17 protein-coding genes and 2 pseudogenes are annotated in these 21700 nt (G+C 69.3%); 11 read left to right on the top strand and 8 right to left on the bottom strand.

Features of this window, described 5'->3' with window-relative positions; genetic code table 11:
- Window positions 1-4: 4 nt before the first annotated feature.
- A complete protein-coding gene (locus tag N415_RS27825) occupies window positions 5-2647 on the bottom strand; it encodes an adenylate/guanylate cyclase domain-containing protein (protein WP_239645723.1) in 2643 nt (880 codons plus the stop codon).
- 78 nt (window positions 2648-2725) lie between these two features.
- On the opposite strand from N415_RS27825, the gene N415_RS27820 reads away from it, so the two are divergent.
- The 5 genes from N415_RS27820 (at window position 2726) to N415_RS27800 (ending at window position 7325) form a co-directional block, all read left to right on the top strand.
- On the top strand, window positions 2726-3520 hold the full coding sequence (locus N415_RS27820) for an ABC transporter permease (RefSeq protein ID WP_152531616.1): 795 nt from the start codon (window positions 2726-2728) through the stop codon (window positions 3518-3520).
- Window positions 3517-4614, top strand: coding sequence for a sulfate/molybdate ABC transporter ATP-binding protein (locus N415_RS27815; RefSeq protein WP_068188749.1), 1098 nt, complete (start codon window positions 3517-3519; stop codon window positions 4612-4614). The genes N415_RS27820 and N415_RS27815 overlap by 4 nt, the downstream gene beginning before the upstream one ends.
- A gap of 97 nt (window positions 4615-4711) precedes the next feature.
- Window positions 4712-5740: an alanine and proline-rich secreted protein Apa gene (locus tag N415_RS27810; RefSeq protein ID WP_068188744.1), complete on the top strand. Its 1029-nt coding sequence runs from the start codon at window positions 4712-4714 to the stop codon at window positions 5738-5740.
- A 208-nt stretch (window positions 5741-5948) separates the two neighbouring features.
- Window positions 5949-6248 (top strand): GlsB/YeaQ/YmgE family stress response membrane protein, encoded by a 300-nt coding sequence (locus N415_RS27805; protein ID WP_068188741.1) that lies wholly within the window; start codon window positions 5949-5951, stop codon window positions 6246-6248.
- 48 nt (window positions 6249-6296) lie between these two features.
- Window positions 6297-7325 carry a zinc-binding alcohol dehydrogenase family protein gene (locus N415_RS27800; protein WP_068188735.1) on the top strand — a complete coding sequence of 343 codons (1029 nt, stop codon included), beginning with the start codon at window positions 6297-6299 and terminating at the stop codon, window positions 7323-7325.
- Window positions 7326-7329: 4 nt separating this feature from the next.
- Here N415_RS27800 and N415_RS27795 read toward each other — a convergent pair whose 3' ends face one another.
- Window positions 7330-8073 (bottom strand): CPBP family intramembrane glutamic endopeptidase, encoded by a 744-nt coding sequence (locus N415_RS27795; protein ID WP_068188732.1) that lies wholly within the window; start codon window positions 8071-8073, stop codon window positions 7330-7332.
- Window positions 8074-8336: 263 nt separating this feature from the next.
- Between N415_RS27795 and N415_RS31750 the strand changes: the two genes are divergently transcribed.
- Complete coding sequence (locus tag N415_RS31750; protein WP_152531615.1) at window positions 8337-8594, top strand: hypothetical protein; 258 nt, start codon at window positions 8337-8339, stop codon at window positions 8592-8594.
- Between the two features lie 35 nt (window positions 8595-8629).
- On the opposite strand, the gene N415_RS32065 is transcribed toward N415_RS31750, so the two are convergent.
- Entirely contained in the window at window positions 8630-9211 is a 582-nt protein-coding gene (locus N415_RS32065) for an ABATE domain-containing protein (protein ID WP_068188728.1), read from the bottom strand.
- Between the two features lie 81 nt (window positions 9212-9292).
- Between N415_RS32065 and N415_RS32060 the strand changes: the two genes are divergently transcribed.
- The gene (locus N415_RS32060; protein ID WP_156766615.1) at window positions 9293-9460 is read left to right on the top strand and encodes a hypothetical protein; all 168 of its coding nucleotides are present in this window, start codon (window positions 9293-9295) and stop codon (window positions 9458-9460) included.
- Between the two features lie 87 nt (window positions 9461-9547).
- Here N415_RS32060 and N415_RS27785 read toward each other — a convergent pair.
- From N415_RS27785 to N415_RS27775, 4 genes and pseudogenes are all read right to left on the bottom strand, one after another.
- Window positions 9548-10465: pseudogene (locus tag N415_RS27785) on the bottom strand (hypothetical protein); the annotation flags it as partial.
- 33 nt (window positions 10466-10498) lie between these two features.
- A pseudogene (locus N415_RS33045) lies at window positions 10499-10756 on the bottom strand (PE family protein); the annotation flags it as partial.
- Between the two features lie 247 nt (window positions 10757-11003).
- Window positions 11004-13391: a phosphoketolase family protein gene (locus N415_RS27780; RefSeq protein ID WP_068188719.1), complete on the bottom strand. Its 2388-nt coding sequence runs from the start codon at window positions 13389-13391 to the stop codon at window positions 11004-11006.
- Window positions 13392-13606: 215 nt separating this feature from the next.
- Entirely contained in the window at window positions 13607-14455 is an 849-nt protein-coding gene (locus N415_RS27775) for an SDR family oxidoreductase (RefSeq protein ID WP_068188716.1), read from the bottom strand.
- 65 nt (window positions 14456-14520) lie between these two features.
- On the opposite strand from N415_RS27775, the gene N415_RS27770 reads away from it, so the two are divergent.
- Window positions 14521-15030 (top strand): GNAT family N-acetyltransferase, encoded by a 510-nt coding sequence (locus N415_RS27770; protein ID WP_068188712.1) that lies wholly within the window; start codon window positions 14521-14523, stop codon window positions 15028-15030.
- On the opposite strand, the gene N415_RS27765 is transcribed toward N415_RS27770, so the two are convergent.
- A complete protein-coding gene (locus N415_RS27765) occupies window positions 15027-15929 on the bottom strand; it encodes an undecaprenyl-diphosphate phosphatase (protein WP_068188709.1) in 903 nt (300 codons plus the stop codon). The genes N415_RS27770 and N415_RS27765 overlap by 4 nt on opposite strands.
- A gap of 154 nt (window positions 15930-16083) precedes the next feature.
- Here N415_RS27765 and N415_RS27760 point away from each other — a divergent pair, with 154 nt between their 5' ends.
- From N415_RS27760 to N415_RS27750, 3 genes are all read left to right on the top strand, one after another.
- A complete protein-coding gene (locus N415_RS27760) occupies window positions 16084-18492 on the top strand; it encodes a CoA transferase (protein ID WP_068188706.1) in 2409 nt (802 codons plus the stop codon).
- A 134-nt stretch (window positions 18493-18626) separates the two neighbouring features.
- A complete protein-coding gene (locus N415_RS27755) occupies window positions 18627-20111 on the top strand; it encodes an acetyl-CoA acetyltransferase (protein WP_068188703.1) in 1485 nt (494 codons plus the stop codon).
- 110 nt (window positions 20112-20221) lie between these two features.
- The coding region (locus N415_RS27750) for a hypothetical protein (protein WP_068188700.1) at window positions 20222-21700 on the top strand (1479 nt) is incomplete at its 3' end.

Genomic DNA, 21700 nt, shown 5'->3' with positions numbered 1-21700 from the left:
GGGTTCAGCCGGAGAGCTCGAGTTCCGTTCGGGCCTGGTCGATTTGGTCGTAGGCGTACGTCACGATCGCGGCGGTGGCCCTCGCCTCTCCCGTGCTGGCGAGCGATTCGTAGGTTTGATCGCCGAGGACGGAGCGCAGATGAGCGATCGCGGTGCTGAGTTCCGACGCGGTGAGGGGATTGAATGCGAAACCCGCGATGGTGGCCGCCGGTTCAAGGTGTCCGAGGCGGTCGAGGAGCACCGCGAGAGTGCCCAGGGCGAAACGGATGTAGGCGACGTTGCCGGCGTCGTAGAAGTTGCGGATCGCCAGAGTGATGTGATCAAGGGCCGCCGGCGGATCGCCGTGTTCGGCCTCAACCCGCGACAAGACGGTAGCCAGCAGTGATTCGGCCGCGCGGCTGCCGCTGCCTTGGGCGATCACCAGGCCCCGGCGCAGGGCGTCCAGCGCGCGGGCGGGGTCAGCGTCGCGGAAGGCGAAGCCGTAGGCGTAGAGCGCGTTCGCGAGCACCCAGGGGTTCTGGGTGGCTTCGGCGGATTCGACCAGCCCGTTCACAGCGGCCCTCGCTTCCTCACCGGCTCCGGCGACCGCAAGTCCGACTACCAGCATCGCCTGGGTGACCGTATGGGTGTCGCGGCCGCGTGCGAGCTGGGCGCGACACCACTCGACGTTTCGTTCGGTCTGGCCGATGAGCGGGTACACCGAAGTAAGTGCGCCCTCGGCGCCGATCTGCACCTGGCCGCCACCACCGATCACCGTCTGGCCCGCGTCGGCATAGCCGACCGCATCGTCGATCCGGCCAGTCCAGTAGCACTGCGCGGCGTTCACGTACAGAGTCGCGAGGCGAGGATGGTCAACGGCGCAGGCGGGCTCGATGAGCTCCTCGGCCCAGGCCATCGGCTCATAATTGGCGAACAGAGCGCCGAGGAGCGCCGTGTAGGCGGCGATGGCGGCGGCGGTGTCCAGATCGGCTTGGTCCGCGGCCCAGCGAAACGCGGTGCGCAGATTGGCCAGCTCGACGGTGAACCAGGCGTAGGCATCCCGCTGACGGGGACTGTCCCACAGGGCCATGAGGTCGGTTTCGCGTCCGGCGAAGTAGCGAGCATGGGCATTCCGGACGTCGGTGGCCTGGCCATTCGCAACAAGCTGTTCCTCGGCGAACTGGCGGATCGTTTCGAGCATCGAATATCGGGTCCGGCCCGACGACCGGTCGGCCACCAGCAGCGATTTATGCACCAGCGCGTCGAGTAGGTCGAGGACGGCGTAGTCGTCACCGGAACCCATGACCGCACAGGCGCTTTCTAGGTCAAACCCGCCGGCGAACACCGAGCACCGCTCCAGCAGGACTTTCTCCGCGTCATCAAGATGGTCGTAGGACCACGCGACGGCGTGGCGCAGAGTTTGGTGGCGTGACAGGCCGCGCCGCGAACCCACCAGCAGCCGGAACCGTTGATCCAGGCGATCTCGCACCTCACCGGCCGACATCGACGCCATCCGCGAGGCCGCCAACTCGATAGCCAACGGAATGCCGTCGAGTCGGCGGCAGACTTCCACGACAGCGGCCGCTTCGTCGGGCTGGGCCAGCGAAAAGTCTGAAACCACACTGTGTGCGCGGTCGACAAAAAGGTTTACGGCGGCGGATTCAGTTCCGGAGTCGACTTCGAGCGACGGGACGCGCCATAACTGTTCCTCGCTGACCCCCAATCCTTCGCGACTGGTCGCGAGAATCGTTACGGTCGCCGAGGCGGCAAGGATCGCCTCGACCAGATCGGCGACACTGCCCACAACGTGTTCGCAGTTGTCGAACACGAGCAGCCGGACTCTGTCCTCCAACGCGCCCGCGACGCTGTCGCTCATGCTCTTGCCCGGCTGTTGGACAATGCCCAGCACCGCGGCCACCGCGTCGGGTACTGCGGCGGGATCGCTCACCGCGGCTAAGTCGAAAAACCAGACCCCGTCCGGGAATTCATCGGCCAACCGCGCCGCGACTTCGGTGGCCAGGCGGGTTTTGCCGACCCCGCCCACCCCGGTCAACGTCAGTAACCGGCGAGCCTTCACCGCCGCCTGCAGCTCGGCAACCTCGGACTCGCGGCCAATGAAACTGGTGACCGCAGCCCGCAGGTTCCCCGGGCTCGCATCCAGCGCCCGCAGCGGCGGAAAGTCTGTCGGCAAGCCCTCCGCTTTGACCTGGAACACCTGAACTGGAGCCGACAGATCCCGCAGCCGTCGCGGGCCCAGGTCGCGTAGATCAACACCGCCGAGCAGACCCGCCGTCGACCCGGCCAACAGGATCTGACCGCCGTGGCCCGCGGCCATTACCCGTGCCGCGCGATTGAGCACCGCACCGAAGTAGTCGCCGTCGCGCAGCTCGGCTTCACCGGTCGCGATCCCGATCCGCACCGGCAACTCCAGCGCCCGCTGCGCGGCCACCGCAGCGTCCACCGCGGATCGGGGGGAGGCGAACGCGGCACACACCCCGTCGCCGGTGTGCTTGAACAACCAGCCGCCGTGCGTCTCGACCGCCTTGCGCAATACCTCGTCGTGTGCGGCCAGTGCCGCCCGCATCCGCTCCGCGTCGGCTTCCCACCGACGGGTCGAACCCTCAACGTCGGTGAACAGGAACGTCACGACCCCCGAAGGAGCTGCCACCTCTGCAGAATCTCATATCGGCGGCAACTACTAGGTTGAGGCGGTGTAGACCGCCCGACCACGCTTAGGGGTGTACGTATTAGCGAGCGTCGCACGGACCTGCCCAGGTGGGTGTACATCCCCGCCGCGGCGGGGACCGCGTTCGTGGTCGTGCCGCTGATAGCGATCGCGATCAAGGTGGACTGGCCGAACTTCTGGTCGCTGATCACCAGCCCGTCGTCGCGGACGGCGCTGCTGCTGAGCCTCAAGACCGCCGCCGCCAGCACCGCACTGTGCGTGCTGCTGGGCGTCCCGATGGCGCTGGTGCTGGCCCGCAGCACGGCGCGCGTCATCCGGCTGCTGCGGCCGCTGATCCTGCTGCCGTTGGTGCTGCCGCCGGTGGTGGCGGGCATCGCGTTGCTCTACGCGTTCGGCCGGCTGGGACTGATCGGGCGATACCTCGAGGCCGCCGGGATGAGCATCGCCTTCAGCACGACCGCGGTGGTGCTGGCGCAGACGTTCGTCTCGCTGCCGTTCCTGGTGATTTCCCTCGAGGGCGCCGCGCGCACCGCAGGAGCCGACTACGAGGTGGTCGCCGCGACGCTGGGGGCGCGACCGAGCACGATCTGGTGGCGGGTGACCCTGCCGCTGTTGCTGCCCGGGTTGACGTCGGGGGCGGTGCTGGCGTTCGCCCGCTCGCTGGGGGAGTTCGGGGCGACGCTGACGTTCGCCGGGTCCCGTCAGGGGGTCACCCGAACCCTGCCGCTGGAGATCTACCTGCAGCGGGTGAGCGACGAAAACGCGGCGGTGGCGCTGTCGATCCTGCTGGTGGCGGTGGCCGCGGTGGTGGTGCTGGGCCTGGGTGCGCGCCGACTCACCGGGGTATCCGCATGAGCGAGTTGCAGCTGCGCGCCGTCGTCGCCGAACGCGGCCTGGATGTGGAGTTCTCGGTGTCGCCGGGCGAGGTGCTCGCGGTCCTCGGACCTAACGGTGCCGGCAAGTCGACCGCCCTGCACGTCATCGCCGGGCTGCTTCGGCCCGACGAGGGCGTCGTGCGGCTGGGGGATCGGGTGCTGACCGACACCGCGGCCGGCGTGCACGTGGCGACCCACGATCGCCGGGTCGGGTTGCTGCTGCAGGACCCGCTGCTGTTCCCGCACCTGAGCGTCGCCGCCAACGTGGCGTTCGGGCCACACAGCCGCCGGGGTCGGTTCCGTCTCGCCCGTCCGGACAACAAGGCGACGGCGCTGCGCTGGCTGCGCGAGGTGGACGCCGAGCGCTTCGCCGACCGCAAACCCCGAGAGCTGTCCGGGGGTCAGGCCCAGCGGGTTGCGATCGCCCGCGCACTGGCGGCCGAACCCGACGTGTTGCTGCTCGACGAGCCACTGGCCGGGCTCGACGTCGCCGCGGCCGCGGGCATCCGCGCGGCGCTGCGCGACGTCGTCACTCGAACCGGCTGCGCGGTCATCCTGATCACCCACGACCTGCTGGACGTGTTCACCCTGGCCGATCGGGTACTGGTGCTCGAGTCGGGAAAGATCGCCGAAATCGGGCCCGTGGCAAAGGTTCTCACCGCGCCGCGCAGTCATTTCGGCGCCCGCATCGCGGGCATCAACCTGGTCACCGGCACCGTCGGCCCCGACGGCTCGCTGCACGATCGCGGCGGCGCCCACTGGCATGCGACCCCGGCCCAGGAGCTGGACGCCGAGGTGGTCAACGCGGTCGCGGTGTTCCCGCCCACGGCGGTGGCCGTGTACCGGGACCGGCCGCGCGGCAGCCCCCGCAACACGGTCGAGGTGACGGTGGCGGAGCTGGACGCTCACGGATCCGCCGTCCTGGTGCGCGGCCGCGAACAGTCGGATGGCGCCCCGGGGCTGGCCGCGGAAATCACCGCGGACGCCGCCGCGGAGCTGCGGCTGACGCCGGGGGAGCGGGTGTGGTTCTCCGTCAAGGCCCACGAGGTGACGCTGTATCCCTCGCCGCACTGACCTGCGCCGACGCCCGCAAGATTGCACATCGGCAACATCGCAAGAACCGCCGCACGGCACCCTTGCGTCACAGCCGTAACGCGGTAGGTTCGTCGCCATGGATCAGGTGGACCAGAACTCGACACGTCGGAAAGGGCTGTGGGCGACGCTGGCGATCGCCGCGGTGACCAGTGCCAGCGCCGTCGCTATCGCGTTACCGGCGACCTCGAACGCCGACCCCGAGACCCCGACCCCGGTCCCGCCAACCACGACGACGGCACCCGCGCCTGCGTCGCCGACGACGGCGGCCCCGGCGCCCGGGTCGCCGACGCCCACGACGCCGCCGCCTCCCGGTGCGCCTGCATCGCCACAGCCTCAACCGGGCGATCCCAACGCGACGCCGCCACCGCCGGTCGATCCGAACGCGCCCCCGCCGCCGCCCGTCGACCCCAACGCGGGCCGGATCGGCAACGCCGTGGGTGGCTTCAGCTTCGTCCTTCCCCCCGGCTGGGTGGAGTCCGACGCGACCCACCTCGACTACGGTTCGGAGCTACTCAGCAAGACCACCGGCCAGCCGCCGGCGCCCGGGCAGGCGCCGCCGGTTGCCAACGACACCCGCATCGTGATGGGCCGGCTGGACCAAAAGCTTTACGCCAGTGCCGAAGCCAGCGACGCCAAGGCCGCCGTCCGGCTGGGCTCCGACATGGGTGAGTTCTTCATGCCCTATCCCGGCACCCGGATCAACCAAAGCGCCACTCCGCTGACCGGCGCCAATGGGATCACCGGAAGCGCGTCGTACTACGAGGTGAAGTTCAGCGATCCGTCCAAGCCGAACGGTCAGATCTGGACCGGTGTGGTCAGCGGGCCCTCGGCGGGCAATGGCCCGCCGCAGCGCTGGTTCGTGGTGTGGCTCGGGACCTCGAACGACGCGGTGGACCAGGGCGGCGCGAAGGCGCTCGCCGAATCGATCCAGCCGTGGGTCCCGCCGGCCGCGCCCGCCCCGGCGCCCGGCGCCCCCGCGACCGCGCCGGTTCCCGGCGCTCCGGCGCCCGCTCCGGCACCGGCTGCCCCGGCGCCGGCTCCGGGCCAAGCGCCCGCCAGCGAAGTCACTCCCACTCCGGCGGCGCAACGGGCTTTGCCGGCCTGATCTGCAGGGTGTGCACTCCGGGACTTGGGTGTGCTCCCAGGGCGAAATCTCGGCGATTTGCCCGCCCGGGCCTCACGCGCCACGCCGACGATTCACACCCGACCCGCGGCACCGCCTAATTAGACACACGTAGCTTTACGCAAAGCGGGTATACGCAATCCCGGTTCAGCAGTGAGCTGGCTTTGCCCTCGATTGCAAGGAGACCCGCATGGACGTCATGGCAGCAACCGACTTTCTCGCCCGCTCGACGACAACGACCAGCGTCGGCTGGATCGGCTACATCATCATCGGCGGGCTGGCAGGGGCGCTGGCCAGCAGGATCATCAGGGGCAGCGGGGCCGGCATCCTGATGGACATCGTCATCGGCATCGTCGGCGCGTTGATCGGCGGCTTCATCCTGAGCTTCTTCGTCAACACCGCCGGCGGCGGGATCATCTTCACCTTCTTTACCGCGCTGCTCGGCGCCGTGCTCCTGCTCTGGGTCGTCGGCATGGTCCGCCGGGCCTGACCCGGCCTAACCCGTTGCGGCCGTGCCAGATACCGGCATGATGGGGTGATGGCCGACGCGGTGACGACCACGACCATGCGCGCGTGGCGGGTGCGCCGCCCCGGTCCCATGGCCACCGGCCCACTCGAGCAAGTCACCGCCGAGGTGCCGACGCCCGCACCGTCGGAGTTGCTGGTAGCCGTGCGGGCGTGCGGCGTCTGCCGCACCGACCTGCACGTCACCGAAGGCGACCTGCCAGTGCACCGCACCGGGGTGACGCCCGGCCACGAGGTGGTCGGCGAGGTCGTCGAAGTCGGGGCCGAGGCCGGCGACGAGTTCAGAACGGGCGACCGGGTGGGCATCGCCTGGCTGCGCCACACCTGCGGCGTGTGCAAGTACTGCCGCCGCGGCAACGAGAACCTCTGTCCGGAGTCCCGCTACACCGGGTGGGACGCCGACGGGGGATACGCCGAATTCGCCACCGTGCCGGCGGCTTTCGCGCACCATCTGCCGAGCGGCTACAGCGACAGCGAGCTGGCGCCGTTGTTGTGCGCGGGCATCATCGGATACCGGTCCCTGCTGCGCGCGGAGCTGCCCCCCGGTGGGCGGCTGGGCCTCTACGGCTTCGGCGGGAGCGCTCACATCACCGCGCAGGTCGCGTTGGCGCAGGGCGCCGAGGTGCATGTGATGACCCGCGGGGCCGAGGCGCGCGAGCTGGCGCTGCAACTCGGCGCAGCGTCGGCCCAGGGCGCGGCCGATCCGCCGCCGGTGCCGCTGGACGCCGCGATCCTTTTCGCGCCCGTCGGCGAGCTGGTGCTGCCGGCGCTGGAGGCGTTGGACCGCGGCGGCACTCTGGCGATCGCGGGCATCCACCTGTCCGATATCCCGCCCCTGAACTACCAGCGCCACCTGTTCCAGGAGCGCCAGGTCCGATCGGTCACGTCGAACACGCGGGCCGACGCGCGCGCATTCCTCGACTTCGCGAGCGAACATCGCATCGAGGTGACCACGCCGGAGTATCCGCTTGCCCGGGCCGATGAAGCCCTGAGCGATCTGAGCGCTGGGCGCATCGCCGGCGCCGCGGTGCTGCTGGTCTAACCGCTCAGGTCGACAGGTGCCAGACCAGCGCCGCGGCCAGGGCGCCAAGCCCGTTCAGTGACCAGTGCAGGGCGATCGGCGCGATCAGGCTGCCGCTTCGCCGGCGCAGCCAGCTGAAGACGAAGCCGGCCGCCCCGGTGGCCAGGACGGCCAGCGTCACGCCGGCCACCATCCCGGCGAAGCCGCCGCCGAACAGCCGGGTGAAGCCGACGTTGTTGCTGGTGAGCCCCAGCGACGTGGCGACGTGCCACAAGCCGAACAGCAGCGATCCGCCCAGCGCCACCCCCCGAAAGCCCCAGGCCCGGTTCAGCGCGCCGTGCAGCACCCCGCGAAATGCCAGCTCCTCGGGGATCACGGTCTGCAGCGGGATGATGACCATCGAGGCGATCAGGGCGCCGGAGATCGTGGCGTAGTGGTTGTTCAGGAACATCGGCCGGGTCATCGGCAGCAGGATGCCGATCGCGATGACCGACGCCACGACGGCCACGGCCCCGAGCGCATAGGCCAGCCCGGGGCGCCAGTGTTCGCGGCCGAGGCCCAGGTCGGTCCAGCCCAACCCGCGGTAGCGCATCAAGGCGACGAGCCCGACGGCGGCGGCGGGCACGGTCGCGATGCTCGCCCACGGCGTGGTGAAGTGCGCGATCAGGTTGGTCAGCACCAGCACGATGACCACCACGGCGATGTCGAGATGGAACCGGAACGGGTGCGGCGCTACGAGATCGGTGTCGGCAACCGTCGCGTCGGGCATCCGGCAAGTTTACCCGCGGGCCCGGTTCTGCAACTCCCTCGCCGTTTATTGTGCGAGCCTACGAACTCGATCTAGCCTTCTTTGCTATGAGTCGGCAAACCCGACGCCGCGGGGGTTGGTTTTGGAAGACAGTCGCCGTCTTGGTCCTATTCGGGGCGGCTTTCTGGTGTTTGCCACACGGCGGATACGCGCTCTGGGTGCAGCATTCAGGGACACCCGCCACCGTCCAGATCGAGCGCTGCAAGGGCCATACGGTCAGGCGAATGGGTTACCTGCCCTATGACTGCACCGGAGTATGGCGGCAACCCGATGGAGACGTGCGGACGGTGACCATCCGCGGGGTCGACGGTAACCAGCGTGGCTGGCACAAAACAGTGGACGTGCACGTTCGCGGCGACCAGGCATACACGAACTCGGTCTGGGAGGGCTGGGGAAACATTCTTGCTGGACTCGGCGCACTAGTCCTCGGCGTTGTCATGCTGCTGCCCTCGCGCCCGTCCCGGGCTTCGCGCTTTACCTAGTTCCGCTCGAGTGACTCCCAGGTCCACCCCGAGATCTACGGGGTCGTCCTCGCCGTGCTCGCGGGTGCAGCCGCGGCGGCTTGCTGGCGGGCGCGGAAGGCCTGGACTTTCGCTCGGTTGCCACAGGTGCTCATCCCGCACCAATGCCGGTTCTGGGCTCGCGACGCGTCGACGTACAGGCGAGTGCAGCCGGGATGGGAGCACCTTTTGACTCTGCCGATGTCGGGTCCGGCATAAAGATCGAGGAGGTCGGCGGCCAGGCCCGCTAGCAGCTGTTGCACGGTACCGCTGCGGCTGACCGATCCGTCCGGATGCAACGTCGGCGTGAGCTGGGGTCGGGACGCGTATGCATTCACCAGATCAACATCGGCGGCGTCGGGCCGGCCGCCCTCAAGCCCCGCGAGGACGACCCGGTAGATGGCTTCGCGCACCGCGATCGCCGTTGCGAGTTCATCGTCGGTCATCTCGAGCGGACTATCGACCAGCCCAGCACCGACCGCCCAGTCGGACACCCGCTGCGGGTCGGTCAACAATTCCTCGCGACGCGCCGAGCCCCGATATTTCAGGGTGCCCGCGAAGTCCAAACACGACCGTCCGCTCACGTAGACGAACTTCATGTAACCACCTTGACAGGTTTCACCGCCCACGGCAAGATGTAACCAACTAAGACGGTTACACACTCGACGGAGGGAGAACTCATGGCTACGACGGTGTGGACGCTGGTCTCCATCCTGGTCATCGCGCCGTTGGGCGCCCTGGCCGTTGACCGGCCCCTGCATGGCAATTGGATTTGGCATATCGACGCCGACAAGCCGAGGGACTACGGCGAGCCTTCCGGCGCCACCGGCGAACCCCGCGCCGCATAGCCGCGGACGATCGGGGTACCGGCTCAAGGGCTCGTTCCGCTCACGGGTTTCCAGTTCGTCGTACTCGCTCACGAACTCATTGCAACGTCAGAACAGGCCGAAGAAGCCCGACTGGTCATTACCCGTGTTGAAGCCCCCGGAGCTGTCCATGCCCAAGTTGAAAAAGCCCGTGTTGTAGCCGCCGATGCCCGAGTTGAAGAAGCCCGTGTTGTAGTCGCCGCCCGAGTTCCCGACGCCGGTGTCCCATACGCCGCTCCCCGAGTTGAAGAACCCAGTCTTGTGGCAGCCGGGGCCCGTGTTCGAGTTCCAGAAGCCCGAGTTATTGAGGCCCTGGTTAAAGAACCCCGAGTTGCCGATACCTGTGTTTCCGAAGCCCGAGTTCGGACCAGTTTGGTTGACCGAGCTGCCGAAACCCGTGTTCAGGTTGCCCGAGTTGTAGAAGCCGGTGTTGATGTCGCCCGAGTTTCCCCACCCCGTGTTGAAGTCGCCCGAGTTGAAGCTTCCCGTGTTGTCCGAGCCCGTGTTCTCGAAGCCCATGTTGTTGGTGCCGGCGTTCCCGAAGCCCATGTTGTAGTCGCCCGGGTTTGCAAAACCCATGTTGTAGTCACCCGAGTTTGCAAAGCCCGTGTTGACCTCGCCCGCGTTCCAGAACCCTGTGTTGGTGTTGCCCGAGTTCGAGAAGCCGAAGTTACCAGTGCCCGAGTTGAAGAAGCCGACGTTGTTATTACCCGAGTTGAAAAACCCGATGTTGTTGTTACCCGAGTTCCCGAAGCCGAAATTTCCGACGCCGGAATTCAGCGCGCCAACGCCCACCATGTTGTTGCCGGTGAGCCCGAAGCCGAGGTTTCCATTGCCGTGGTTCCCCAAGCCCATGTTGTTGCTGCCCGAGTTGCCGAAGCCGACATTGTTGTTGCCAGTGTTCCCGCTTCCCACGTTGAAGGCGCCCAGGTTTCCGCTGCCCAGGTTTGCGCTGCCGTTGTTCCCGAAACCGAGGTTTGTGCTGCCGAGACCCTGCAAAGGCGAGGCATTTGCGGTTTCGGCCAATGCGTAGCGCCCTGCGCCGACATTCAATAGCTGCACGAACTGGTCATGAAACACTGCCGCCTGCGCCCCTAGCGCCTGGAAGCGCTGACCGTGGGCGGAGAACACCGCCGCGACGGCCGCCGACACCTCATCCGCAGCCGCGGCCAGCACGCCAGTCGTCGGGGTCGCCGAGGCCGCTTTCGCGGCGCTCAACGCCGAGCCGATGTTGGACAGATCCGTTGCCGCCGAGGCCAAGGACTCGGGTGCCGCCATCAGATACGACATGAAGATTCTCCTGCCCGGCCAGTACCGAACTTCCGGTGGAAGGCACTGTAACGAGTTTCTGCCCGGTATTTTCGCCTTTGGGCAAACCGTTAGTACGCCGGGAGCGATCCGTCCGCTGCCGAAGGGATGACCACCCAGCCGCCGGGTGGGTCGCGGCGACTGGGGGTAGGTCGCGTGGTGCGGTTCGGGGCGGCACCGACGGCGCCACACCATCGGGAGGCCCCGTTCGCCCAGCTCAGTCCGCTTCCCAGGTCCACCCCGAGATCGCCGGGTCATCCTCGCCGTGTTCGCGGGTGTACGCGCGAGCGGCGAGGCGGGCGTCGACCATGCGCTGACGCAGCACGGCGGCCTGGCTGGCCAGGCCGTCCACCCGGTCGATGACGTCGATGACCAGGTGGAAGCGATCGAGGTCGTTGAGCATCACCATGTCGAACGGCGTCGTCGTGGTGCCGCGCTCCTTGAATCCCCGCACGTGGATGTGCGGATGGTTGGTGCGCCGGTAGGTGAGCCGGTGGATCAGCCACGGGTAGCCGTGGTAGGCGAAGATGACCGGCTTGTCGCGGGTGAACAGCGCGTCAAACTCCTTGTCCGGCAAGCCATGTGGATGCTCGGATTCCGGTTGCAGCCGCATCAGGTCGACGACGTTGACCACCCGGACGGCCAGGCCGGGTAGTTCGCGCCGCAGGACGTCGGCCGCCGCGAGCGCCTCCAGCGTCGGGATGTCCCCGGCGCAGGCCAGCACCACGTCGGGCTCGGCACCTAAAGACTTAGCCGTGCTCGCCCATGGCCAGATGCCCAGGCCCCGCGCGCAGTGGGCGATGGCCTGGTCCATGTCCAGGTACGCCAGCGCGGGCTGCTTGCCGGCGACGATCACATTGATGTAGTTGCGGCTGCGCAGGCAGTGGTCCGCCACCGACAGCAGCGTGTTGCCGTCCGGCGGCAGGTACACCCGCGTCAGCTCGGCCCGCTTGTTCGCGACCAGGTCGATGAATCCGGGGTCCTGATGCGACGCGCCGTTGTGATCCTGGCGCCACACGTGGGAGGTCAGCAGGTAGTTCAGCGACGCGATCGGCCGCCGCCACGGCAGTTCGCGGCTGGTGGCCAGCCACTTCGCGTGCTGGTTGAGCATCGAGTCGACGATGTGCACGAACGCCTCGTAGCAGTTGAACAGGCCGTGCCGGCCGGTCAGCAGGTAGCCCTCCAGCCAGCCCTGGCACAGGTGCTCGGAGAGCACCTCCATCACGCGGCCGTCGGGCGCGAGGTGCTCGTCGTCGGGCCCGATCTCCGAAAGCCACACCTTGTCGGTCGCCCCGTAGACGGCGTCGAGCCGGTTGGAGGCGGTCTCGTCGGGGCCCATGAGCCGGAACCGATCCGGGTTGCGCGCGATCACGTCGCGCAGAAAGGTGCCCAGCATCCGGGTGGCCTCGTGCGTCTCGGCGGCCGGCTGAGGCACGGCCAGCGCGTAGTCGCGGAAGTCGGGCAGGTCGAGGTCGTGCAGCAGCAACCCGCCGTTGGCGTGTGGGTTGGCGCTCATCCGGCGATCACCGCGGGGCGCCAGCGCCCGCAGCTCGGGGCGCAGCGCGCCGTTGCCGTCGAACAACTCCTCGGGCCCGTAGCTGCGCAGCCATTCCTCCAGCTGCGCGCGGTGGTCCGGATTGTCGTGGGTCTCGGCCAACGGGACCTGGTGGGCCCGCCAGGTGCCCTCCACCTTCTTGCCGTCGACCACTTTGGGGCCGGTCCAGCCCTTCGGGGTGCGCAGCACGATCATCGGCCAGACGGGCCGCTCCGCACGGCCGCCGGTGCGGGCGGCGCGTTGGATGGCCGCGATGTCGTCGAAGGCGTCGTCGAGGGCGGCGGCCAGCTGCTGGTGCACGTTGGCCGGGTCGTCACCGGCGACCGTGATGGGCCGGTAGCCGTAGCCGCGCAGCAGTGATTCCAGTTCGGGGTGGGGGATGCGAGCCAGCACGGTCGGGTTGGCGATCTTGTAGCCGTTCAGCTGCAGGATGGGCAGCACGGCGCCATCGGTGACCGGATTCAGGAACTTATTCGAGTGCCAGCCCGCGGCCAGGGGCCCGGTCTCGGCCTCGCCGTCGCCCACCACGCACGCCACCACCAGGTCCGGGTTGTCGAACGCCGCCCCGTAGGCGTGCACCAGCGCGTAGCCCAGCTCGCCGCCCTCGTGGATCGACCCGGGCGTCTGGGCCGCGACGTGGCTGGGGATACCGCCGGGAAAGGAGAACTGCCGGAACAACTTTCGCAGTCCCTCGGCGTCTTCCTCGATGCCGGTGTACACCTCGGTGTAAGTGCCCTCCAGGTACGCGTTGGCGACCAGCCCGGGCCCGCCGTGGCCGGGCCCGGTGACGTAGATGACGCTGGCGTCGCGGTTGCGGATGACCCGGTTCAGGTGCGCGTAGATCAGGTTGAGCCCGGGCGTGGTGCCCCAGTGACCCAACAGCCGGGGTTTGACGTGCTCGGACGACAGCGGTTCGCTCAGCAGCGGGTTGTCCAGGAGGTAGATCTGCCCGACCGAGAGGTAATTGGCTGCGCGCCAATACTTGTCGATGAGGGCGAGTTCGTCGTCGGAGAGGGCTGCAACATCCGTAGTCGAGGTTTCTGCGGTCACCCTGCCGATTGTCCGTGTCTTTGGTGAACGGCGCTTGTCGCGGGCTACTCCCGATGGCGGCGACCCGCTTCGCCCCGGTCCGCCGCGCTCGCGATCGCCGACTACTCCCGATGGCGGCGACCCGCTTCGCCCGGCTCCGCCGCGCTCGCGATCGCTGACTACTCCCGATGGCGGCGACCCGCTTCGCCCGGCTCCGCCGCGCTCGCGATCGCCGACTACTCCTCGCCGCGGGCCCGCGTCTCGTAGGCCCGCCGCTTCTCGACATCGACGTCGTCGGTGAAGACGTGGTCGCCGCCGAGCAGGCGGTTGAGCCCCTCGGCGATTCTGCGCGGCCAGAATTTCTGGGAGACGACCATCGCGCCGGCGGCCTTGGTGATCCGCACCCGTGGCCTGGGATGGGCCACCAGTCGCACGATCGCGTCCGCGATCTCGGCGGGCTCGGCGTTGCGGAACCCCTTCATGCCGGGGGTCCCGGCGACGAGCTCGGTGTTGACGAACGTCGGCAACACCGTGGAGAACTCCACACCGGCCGAGCGGTACTCCAGCCGGGCCGAGTCGGTGAACGCGATGACCGCGTGCTTGCTGGCGCAGTAGCTGGCCAGGCCGACGATGTAGAGCTCGCCGGCCAGGGAGGCGACGTTGATGACGTGCCCGGATCGGCGGGGGACCATGCGCTGCACCGCCAGCTTGCTGCCGAGGATGACACCGTAGACGTTGATGTCGAGGATGCGGCGGGTGACGGCGTCCGGCTCCTCGATGATCCGCCCGACGGGCATGATGCCGGCGTTGTTGATCAGCACGTCGATGGGGCCGAGCTGGCGCTCCACCTCATCGAGGAAGTCCGCGAACGAATGCGCGTCGGTGACGTCGAGTTTCCCGTAGACGTCGAGGCCGAGCGCGGCGCCCGATTCCTTCACCCGCACCTCGTCGATGTCGCCGATCGCGACCTTGGCGCCCAGGTTGTGCAGCGCGGTCGCGGTGGCCAGCCCGATCCCGCGCGCGCCGCCGGTGATGACGACGACCTTGTCGCGCACCTTCACGCCGATTGAAGCCGTGTCTGCCATCTTCGTCGTCCTTCCCGGAAAGTTGACGGGTGTCAATTCGGGCGATTATGCCCGATACTGCACCCGTGATCGAGGTGCGGGCGGCCGTCCCGGCCGACGCACGCGACGTGGCCCGGGTGCAGGTCCGGTCGTGGCAGTCGGCGTATCGCGGGCTGATCGACCAGGCCTACCTCGACGGCCTGACGCCCGAGTTCTTCGCCGGCCGGTACACCTTCGGTCGGGTCGGTCTTCGGCTGCCGTCAACCGTCGTCGCGGTCGACGGTCCCGCGATCCGCGGCCTGGCGACCACGGGCCTGTGCAGCGAAATGGAGTTCCCGAATTTTGGTGAGCTGATGGCGATCTACGTCGATCCCGCGCACGCGCGGACCGGCATCGGGCGGCTGCTGATGGCCGCCGCGCGCGAGCGGCTGCGCCGGCTCGGCGTGGCCGGAGCCGTGTTGTGGGTGTTGGACGGGAACCTCGGCGCCCGCCGGTTCTACGAACGCGACGGGTGGCGGTTCGACGGAGCCTGCCGCACAGAGACTTTCGGTGACACCCCCGTCCGACAGGTGCGCTACCGCTGCGCGCCGGTCTAGTGCACGCTCAGCCACACCAGGCTGGCGCCGCCCACGACGGCGCAGTAGACCGCGAACGGCGTCAGGGTGCGCGTCTGGAAATACCGCGTCAGGAACCGCACGGCCAGGTAGGCGCAGACGAACGAGGCGACGCTGCCGGCCAGGACCTGGCCGCCGATCCCGGCACCGAGCGGGCCGAAAAGGTCCGGGATCTTGTACACCCCGGCCGCCAGGATGATCGGCGTGGCAAGCAGGAACGAGAAGCGGGCAGCGTCCTCGTGCGACAGCCCGCGCCACAGGCCGGCGACCATCGCGATGCCGGAGCGGCTGATGCCGGGCAGCAGCGCCAGGATCTGCGAGGAGCCGATCACCAGCCCACGACCCATCGGCAGTTGGGCCAGCCGGTTGTCGATGGCCTCGCCGCGATGGTCCTCGTGCTCCTCGTCGCCGCTCGGTGAAACGCGGCGGCGCAGGACCTCGCCGGCATACAGCGCGATGCCGTTGAGCAACAGGAAAGCCGCCGCCGGAATGGGTTTGCCCAGCGTGGTCCGGAACAGGTGCTCGAGGGCCACCCCGGCCAGGCCCACCGGGATGGTGGCGACGACGATCAGCCAGGCCAGCCGCTCGTCGGGCGTCTGAATTCGGCGATGCCGCAGCGAGGAGAAGAAGCCGGCCACGATCCGCAACCAGTCCCGCCAGAAGAACACCAGCAGCGCGGCGGCGGTCGCGACGTGCAGGCCGACGATGAAGGCGAGGTAGGGCGATTCGGGCGTGGAGACGTCGAGGTCCCGGCCCCATTGCCCACCGACCAGCGCCGGCACCAACACCGAGTGCCCCAGGCTGGAGACCGGGAACAGCTCGGTGACGCCCTGGAACGCGCCGACTACCACGGCCTCGACGTAGCTCAAGTGCGCGGTCATTGGGTGGGGCGCCTCCATCCGGGGTCACTGCCGACAAGAACTACCGAGCGTAGCCGGTCGGAATTCGCGCGCGAACCGGCTTGGGCTGCTGCGCATTTGGCCACCGACCACGTGCTCGCCGGGGCGCCGCCGACCAGGCAGGTACGGTGAGCGGATGGCGGAGGGGCTGCTCGAAACCGTGCGCGTGCTGGACCTGTCCAGCGGCAACGCCGACGCGGTGACCCGCCTGTTTGCCGACCTGGGCGCCGACGTCCTCAAGATCGAATTCCCCGGCGGCAGCATGGGCCGCGACGACCTGCCGGCGCTGGCCGGCGCGAGCATCCCGTTCGCGCTGCACAACGCCAACAAGCGCGCCGCGGTGCTGGACCCGCTCGAGGACGGCGACTGCGGCCGGTTCCTGGACCTGGCCGCCGAGGCCGACATCGTCGTGGACAGCGGCCTGGCCGGGCATATCGGCGCGTTCGGGATGACGGGCGCGGAGCTGGCGGCCCGCTACCCGCACCTGGTGGTGCTGTCGGTCACCGACTTCGGCGAGACGGGTCCGCGGTCCGCGTGGCGCGCCACCGATCCGGTGTTGTTCGCGATGTGCGGCTCGCTGGCGCGGTCCGGTCCCACCACCGGCACCCCGGTGTTGCCGCCGGACGGCATCGCCTCGGCCACCGCCGCGGTGCAGGCGGCGTGGGCGGCGCTCGTCGCCTACTACAACCGATTACGCTGCGGCACAGGCGATTACATCGATTTCTCCCGGTTCGATGCCGTAGTGATGGCGCTCGACCCGGCGTTCGGCGCGCACGGGCAGGTCGCCGCCGGCATCCGCCACAGCGGCCGGTGGCGGGGACGCCCGAAGAACCAGGACGCCTACCCGATCTGCCCGTGCAAGGACGGCTACGTCCGGCTGTGCGTGATGGCGCCCCGGCAGTGGCGGGGGTTGCGTCGCTGGCTGGGGGAGCCGGAGGAGTTTCAGGACCCCAAGTACGACGCGATCGGCGCCCGGATGGCGGCGTGGCCCGAGATCAGCGTGCTAGCCCGGGCGTTGTTCGCCGACCAGACGATGAAGGACGTGGTCGCCGCCGGTCAGGCGCATGGTGTGCCGATCGCCGCGGTGCTGCCGCCGTCCTGGGTCCTGGGCTCCGAACATTTCCAAGAGGTGGGCGCGATCACCGAGGCGGAGCTGATGCCGCGGGTGCGGACCAGCGTGCCCACTGGGTATTTCGTCGTCGACGGGCAGCGCGCGGGTTTCCGCACGCCGGCCCCGGCCATCGGGCAGGACCAACCGTATTGGCGCGGGAACCCGGTGTTGGTGCGGGCACCGTCGGGCAGAGTCGGCGACTATCCGCTCACCGGGCTGCGGATCCTCGATCTGGGCATCATCGTCGCGGGCGGCGAGCTGAGCCGGCTGTTCGGCGACCTGGGCGCTGAGGTCATCAAGGTGGAAAGCGCCGAATACCCCGACGGGCTGCGGCAGGCCCGCGAAGGCGACGCCATGAGCGAGTCGTTCGCGTGGACCCACCGCAATCACCTCGGGCTGGGCCTCGACCTGCGCAGCGCCGAGGGCAAGGACATCTTCCGCCGGCTGGTTGCCGAGGCCGACGCGGTGTTCGCCAACTTCAAGCCGGGAACCCTTACCGCCCTTGGCTTTAACTACGAGGCGCTGCGCGCTATCAACCCGCGGATCGTGCTCGCCGGCAGCAGCGCCTACGGCGACAGCGGCCCCTGGCGGACTCGGCTGGGCTACGGCCCGTTGGTCCGCGCCGCCACCGGGGTGACCCGGCTGTGGACGTCCGACGAGGCGGACGACGACGCGGACACCGGCACGGGACGGCACGCCTTCTACGACGCGACGACGATCTTCCCGGATCACGTGGTCGGGCGGGTCACCGCGATCGCGGCGCTGGCCGCGTTGATCCATCGCGATCGCACTGGTGGCGGGTCGCACGTCCACATCTCGCAGGCCGAGGTCGTGCTCAACCAGCTCGACACCCATTACGTCACCGAGGCCGCGCTGGCCGCGGGCGTCGGCCCGATCCGCGACGACACCAGCCTGCACGCGGTCTACCCCTGCGCGGGCGACGACGAATGGTGCGTCATCTCGATCGGCTCTGACGACGAATGGCGCTGCCTCGCAGGCCTTCTCGACCATCCGCAGTGGGTCGACGACCCCCGGTTCGCGACCGGCGAGGCGCGCCTGGCCAACCGCCGCGAATTGATCGAGCTGGTGTCGGCTTGGACCCGCACCCGCACCCCGCTGCGCAACACCGAACTGCTGCAGGCGGCCGGTGTCGCGGCCGGGCCGATGAACCGCCCGCCGGACATCCTCGAGGACCCCCAGTTGATCGAGCGAAAACTGTTCAGCGACATGACCCATCCGCTGATCGAGCGCCCGATGCCCGCGGAGACGGGCCCGGCACCGTTTCAGCACATTCCGCCGGCCCCGCAACGCCCGGCGCCGCTGCCCGGCCAGGACACCCGCGCCATCTGCCGCAACCTGCTCGGGATGAGCGCCGACGAGACCGAGCGGCTGATCCGGGACGGCGTGCTGTTCGCGACCCCGGGGACTGCCTAGCCAGGCTTTGGGTCCCAGGGCTCCGAACGCCACGCTGGCGTGACGCTCGGCAACCAACGCGACGCTGGCGTGACGCTCGGCACCATTCCCGGGCTGCGGGCCGGCCGGATCCATAGGCACGCTAAATTCGTTGGATGACCGTCGATCCCAGGACACCGGTGTTGATCGGCTACGGCCAGGTCAACCACCGCGACGAAATCGACCCGGCGACGCGGTCGGTCGAACCGGTGGACCTGATGGCCGTCGCGGCCCGCGAGGCCGCGGACGCCCGGGTGATCGAGGCCGTGGATTCCATCCGCGTGGTGAACGTGTTGTCGGCCCACTACCGCGACCCCGCGCTGCTGCTGGGCGAGCGGCTGGGCGCGGAAGGATTCAGCACCCGCTACAGCCCTGTCGGCGGCAACGTCCCGCAGACGCTGGTCAACCAGGCCTGCCTGGACATCCAGGCGGGCCGGGCCGGTGTCGTGCTGCTGGCCGGCGCCGAGACGTGGCGCACCAGGCGGGGGCTGAAGGCCAAGGGCGGCAGGCTCGAGTGGACCGTGCAGGACGAATCCGTGCCGTTGGGCGAGGTCACCGGCGAGGACATCCCGATGTTCGGCGACGCGGAGCTCAAGAGCGGGCTGAACCTGCCGGCATTCGTCTACCCCCTGTTCGAACAGGCGCTGCGCATCGCCAACGGCGAGTCGGTCGACGACCACCTCCGGCGCGTCAGCGAGTTGTGGGCGCGGTTCAACGCCGTCGCGGTCGAAAACCCGCACGCGTGGATCCGCAAGCCGGTGACCGCCGAGGAAATCCGGCGGCCCGGACCGCAGAACCGGATGATCAGCTGGCCCTACACCAAGCTGATGAACTCCAACAACATGGTCGACCAGGGCGCCGCGCTGGTCCTGGCGTCGGTCGAGCAGGCCCAACGCTTGCAGGTCCCCGCCGACCGGTGGGTATACCCGCACGCCGGCACCGACGCCCACGACACCCCGTCCATCGCCGAGCGCGACGAGCTGCATCGCTCGGCGGCCATCCGGATCGCGGGCGCGCGTGCCCTGCAGCTGGCCGGCCTGGGCATCGACGACGTCGACTACGTCGACCTGTACTCCTGCTTCCCATCCGCCGTGCAGGTCGCCGCCGCCGAACTCGGCCTGAGCGCAGACGACCCGGCCCGCCCGCTCACCGTCACCGGCGGGCTGACCTTCGCGGGCGGCCCGTGGAGCAACTACGTCATGCATTCCATCGCCACCATGGCCGAATTGCTGGTGGCCAACCCGGGCCGGCGCGGCCTCATCACCGGCAACGGCGGCTACCTGACGAAGCACAGCTTCGGGGTCTACGGCACCGAGCCGCCGGCGTCGTTCCGTTGGGAGGACGCACAGCCGGCCGTGGATCGCGAACCCACCCGGGAGGGCCTGGTCGAGTGGGACGGCGTCGGGACCGTCGAAGCGTGGACCACACCGTTCGACCGCGAGGGACAGCCCGAGAAGGCATTCGTGGCGGTGCGGACGCCCGACGGGGCCCGCACCCTGGCCGTCATCGCCGATCCCGGCGCCGCCGAGGCAACCGTGCGCGAAGACATCGGTGGCGCCAAGGTTGCCGTCACCCCGGACGGCATCGCGTCGCTGCGGTAACCGGCGGGTTACAGCACCACGGGCCAAAGGTCCCGAAAACGGGGTAACGGTCGCGTAAGTGACATCAACTTGCCTATTGTCGGGTTGGACGTTGGGGGAGGTGAGCCCAGGTGCACGTCCTGGTTACCGACGCCACCGGCGCCGTAGGCCGGCTGGTCGCACGGCAACTCATCGCTGCCGGGCACACGGTCAGCGGGATAGCTGAGCACCCCCATCCCTGCCTGGACCCCGGCGTCGAACTCGTTTGCGCGCCGCTGAGCGACCCCGTCGTGCAAGACCTGGCCGACGAAGCCGACACGCTGATCCACCTGGCCCCGGCCGACCCCAGCGCGCCCGGCGGCGCCGACGTCGACGGGATCGCCCACGTGACCCATGCGGCCGCCCGCGCCGGCGCGCGGCTGCTGTTCGTGTCCCAGGCCGCCGGCCGGCCCGAGCTCTATCGACCCGCCGAGGAGCTGGTGTCCACGAGCTGGGCACCGAGCCTGGTCGTCCGGATCGCGCCGCCGGTCGGCCGCCAGCTCGACTGGATGGTGTGCCGCACCGTGGCCACGCTGCTGCGCGCGAAGGTTTCCACCCGACCGATGCGAGTCCTGCACGTCGACGACCTGGTCCGGTTCCTGGTTTTCGCGCTGACCAGTGACCGCACCGGCGTGGTGGACCTCGCCACCCCGGACACTACCAACGTGGTCACCGCGTGGCGGCTACTGCGCGCCGTCGGCCCGCGTTCACGGCTGAACGGGGTTCCCAGCTGGTCGAAACTGGTTCCGAAAATGGATATCACTGCGGTGCAAGAGGATTGGGGCTTCGAGTTCGGCTGGCAAGCGCTCGAGGCGGTCGCCGACACCGCGCGCGGCCTCGCCGGGCGCCGGCTCCTTCCCGAGGGCGCGCTCAGCCACGGCGGCCAGGTGGCGCTGCCGGTGGAGGTCCTCCCGCGGCCACGGCCGTCCGACGAATTGCGCAGCGCGGCCCCCGAGGGGCTGGAGGGCGAGTTCGACGACCGCATCGATCCCCGGTTTCCGGTCTTCAGCGCGGCCCGGCTCGCCGAGGCGCTACCCGGTCCGCTGACACCGATAACGCTCGACGTCCAGCTGAGCGGGCTGCGCACGGCCAGCCGGGTGCTGGGACAGGTGCTCGCGCTCGGCGGCGTGGTCGACGACGAGTGGAGCAGCCGGGCGATCGCTATCTTCGGCCACCGCGCCTACGTGGGGGTGTCGGCCAACGTCGTCGCCGCCACCCAGCTGCCCGGATGGGACCAGCACGCCGTCGCCCGGCAGGCCCTGGCCGATCAACCCCAGGTGGGCGACGTCCTGCCGTTCGGCGAGCCGAGGCTGGCCGAGGGGGCGCTCGGGTCGCTCGCCAAAGCGGTCGTGACGGCGCGCTCGGTGACGGTGATGCGCCACCTCAAGCGGGACACGCTGGCGTACGGCGCGGCCGCGGAGGCCGAACACGCCGATGCCGCGCAACTGGCGGCGCTGCCGGACGCCGCGCTCGAGGTCCGGTTGCCGCTGCTGCGGGATCGCATCCACCAGGGCTGGATCCTCACCGCGCTGTGGCTGATCGATTCGGGCGTCACCGCGGCGGCGCTGGAG

The organism is Mycobacterium sp. UM_CSW (genome assembly GCF_000455205.1).
GTDB lineage: Bacteria > Actinomycetota > Actinomycetes > Mycobacteriales > Mycobacteriaceae > Mycobacterium.
The sequence above is the reverse complement of the archived record's forward strand: the minus strand, read 5'-3'. Positions and strand labels throughout refer to the sequence as shown.

What these genes read in the sequence shown, in the direction of transcription:
- N415_RS27815 (WP_068188749.1), top strand. Translation starts at nt 3,517, where the DNA reads ATGAGCGAGTTGCAGCTGCGCGCCGTCGTCGCCGAACGCGGCCTGGAT.
- N415_RS27810 (WP_068188744.1), top strand. Translation starts at nt 4,712, where the DNA reads ATGGATCAGGTGGACCAGAACTCGACACGTCGGAAAGGGCTGTGGGCG.
- N415_RS27805 (WP_068188741.1), top strand. Translation starts at nt 5,949, where the DNA reads ATGGACGTCATGGCAGCAACCGACTTTCTCGCCCGCTCGACGACAACG.
- N415_RS27800 (WP_068188735.1), top strand. Translation starts at nt 6,297, where the DNA reads ATGGCCGACGCGGTGACGACCACGACCATGCGCGCGTGGCGGGTGCGC.
- N415_RS27795 (WP_068188732.1), bottom strand. Translation starts at nt 8,073, where the DNA reads ATGCCCGACGCGACGGTTGCCGACACCGATCTCGTAGCGCCGCACCCG.
- N415_RS31750 (WP_152531615.1), top strand. Translation starts at nt 8,337, where the DNA reads ATGGGTTACCTGCCCTATGACTGCACCGGAGTATGGCGGCAACCCGAT.
- N415_RS32065 (WP_068188728.1), bottom strand. Translation starts at nt 9,211, where the DNA reads ATGAAGTTCGTCTACGTGAGCGGACGGTCGTGTTTGGACTTCGCGGGC.
- N415_RS32060 (WP_156766615.1), top strand. Translation starts at nt 9,293, where the DNA reads ATGGCTACGACGGTGTGGACGCTGGTCTCCATCCTGGTCATCGCGCCG.
- N415_RS27775 (WP_068188716.1), bottom strand. Translation starts at nt 14,455, where the DNA reads ATGGCAGACACGGCTTCAATCGGCGTGAAGGTGCGCGACAAGGTCGTC.
- N415_RS27765 (WP_068188709.1), bottom strand. Translation starts at nt 15,929, where the DNA reads ATGACCGCGCACTTGAGCTACGTCGAGGCCGTGGTAGTCGGCGCGTTC.
- N415_RS27760 (WP_068188706.1), top strand. Translation starts at nt 16,084, where the DNA reads ATGGCGGAGGGGCTGCTCGAAACCGTGCGCGTGCTGGACCTGTCCAGC.
- N415_RS27755 (WP_068188703.1), top strand. Translation starts at nt 18,627, where the DNA reads ATGACCGTCGATCCCAGGACACCGGTGTTGATCGGCTACGGCCAGGTC.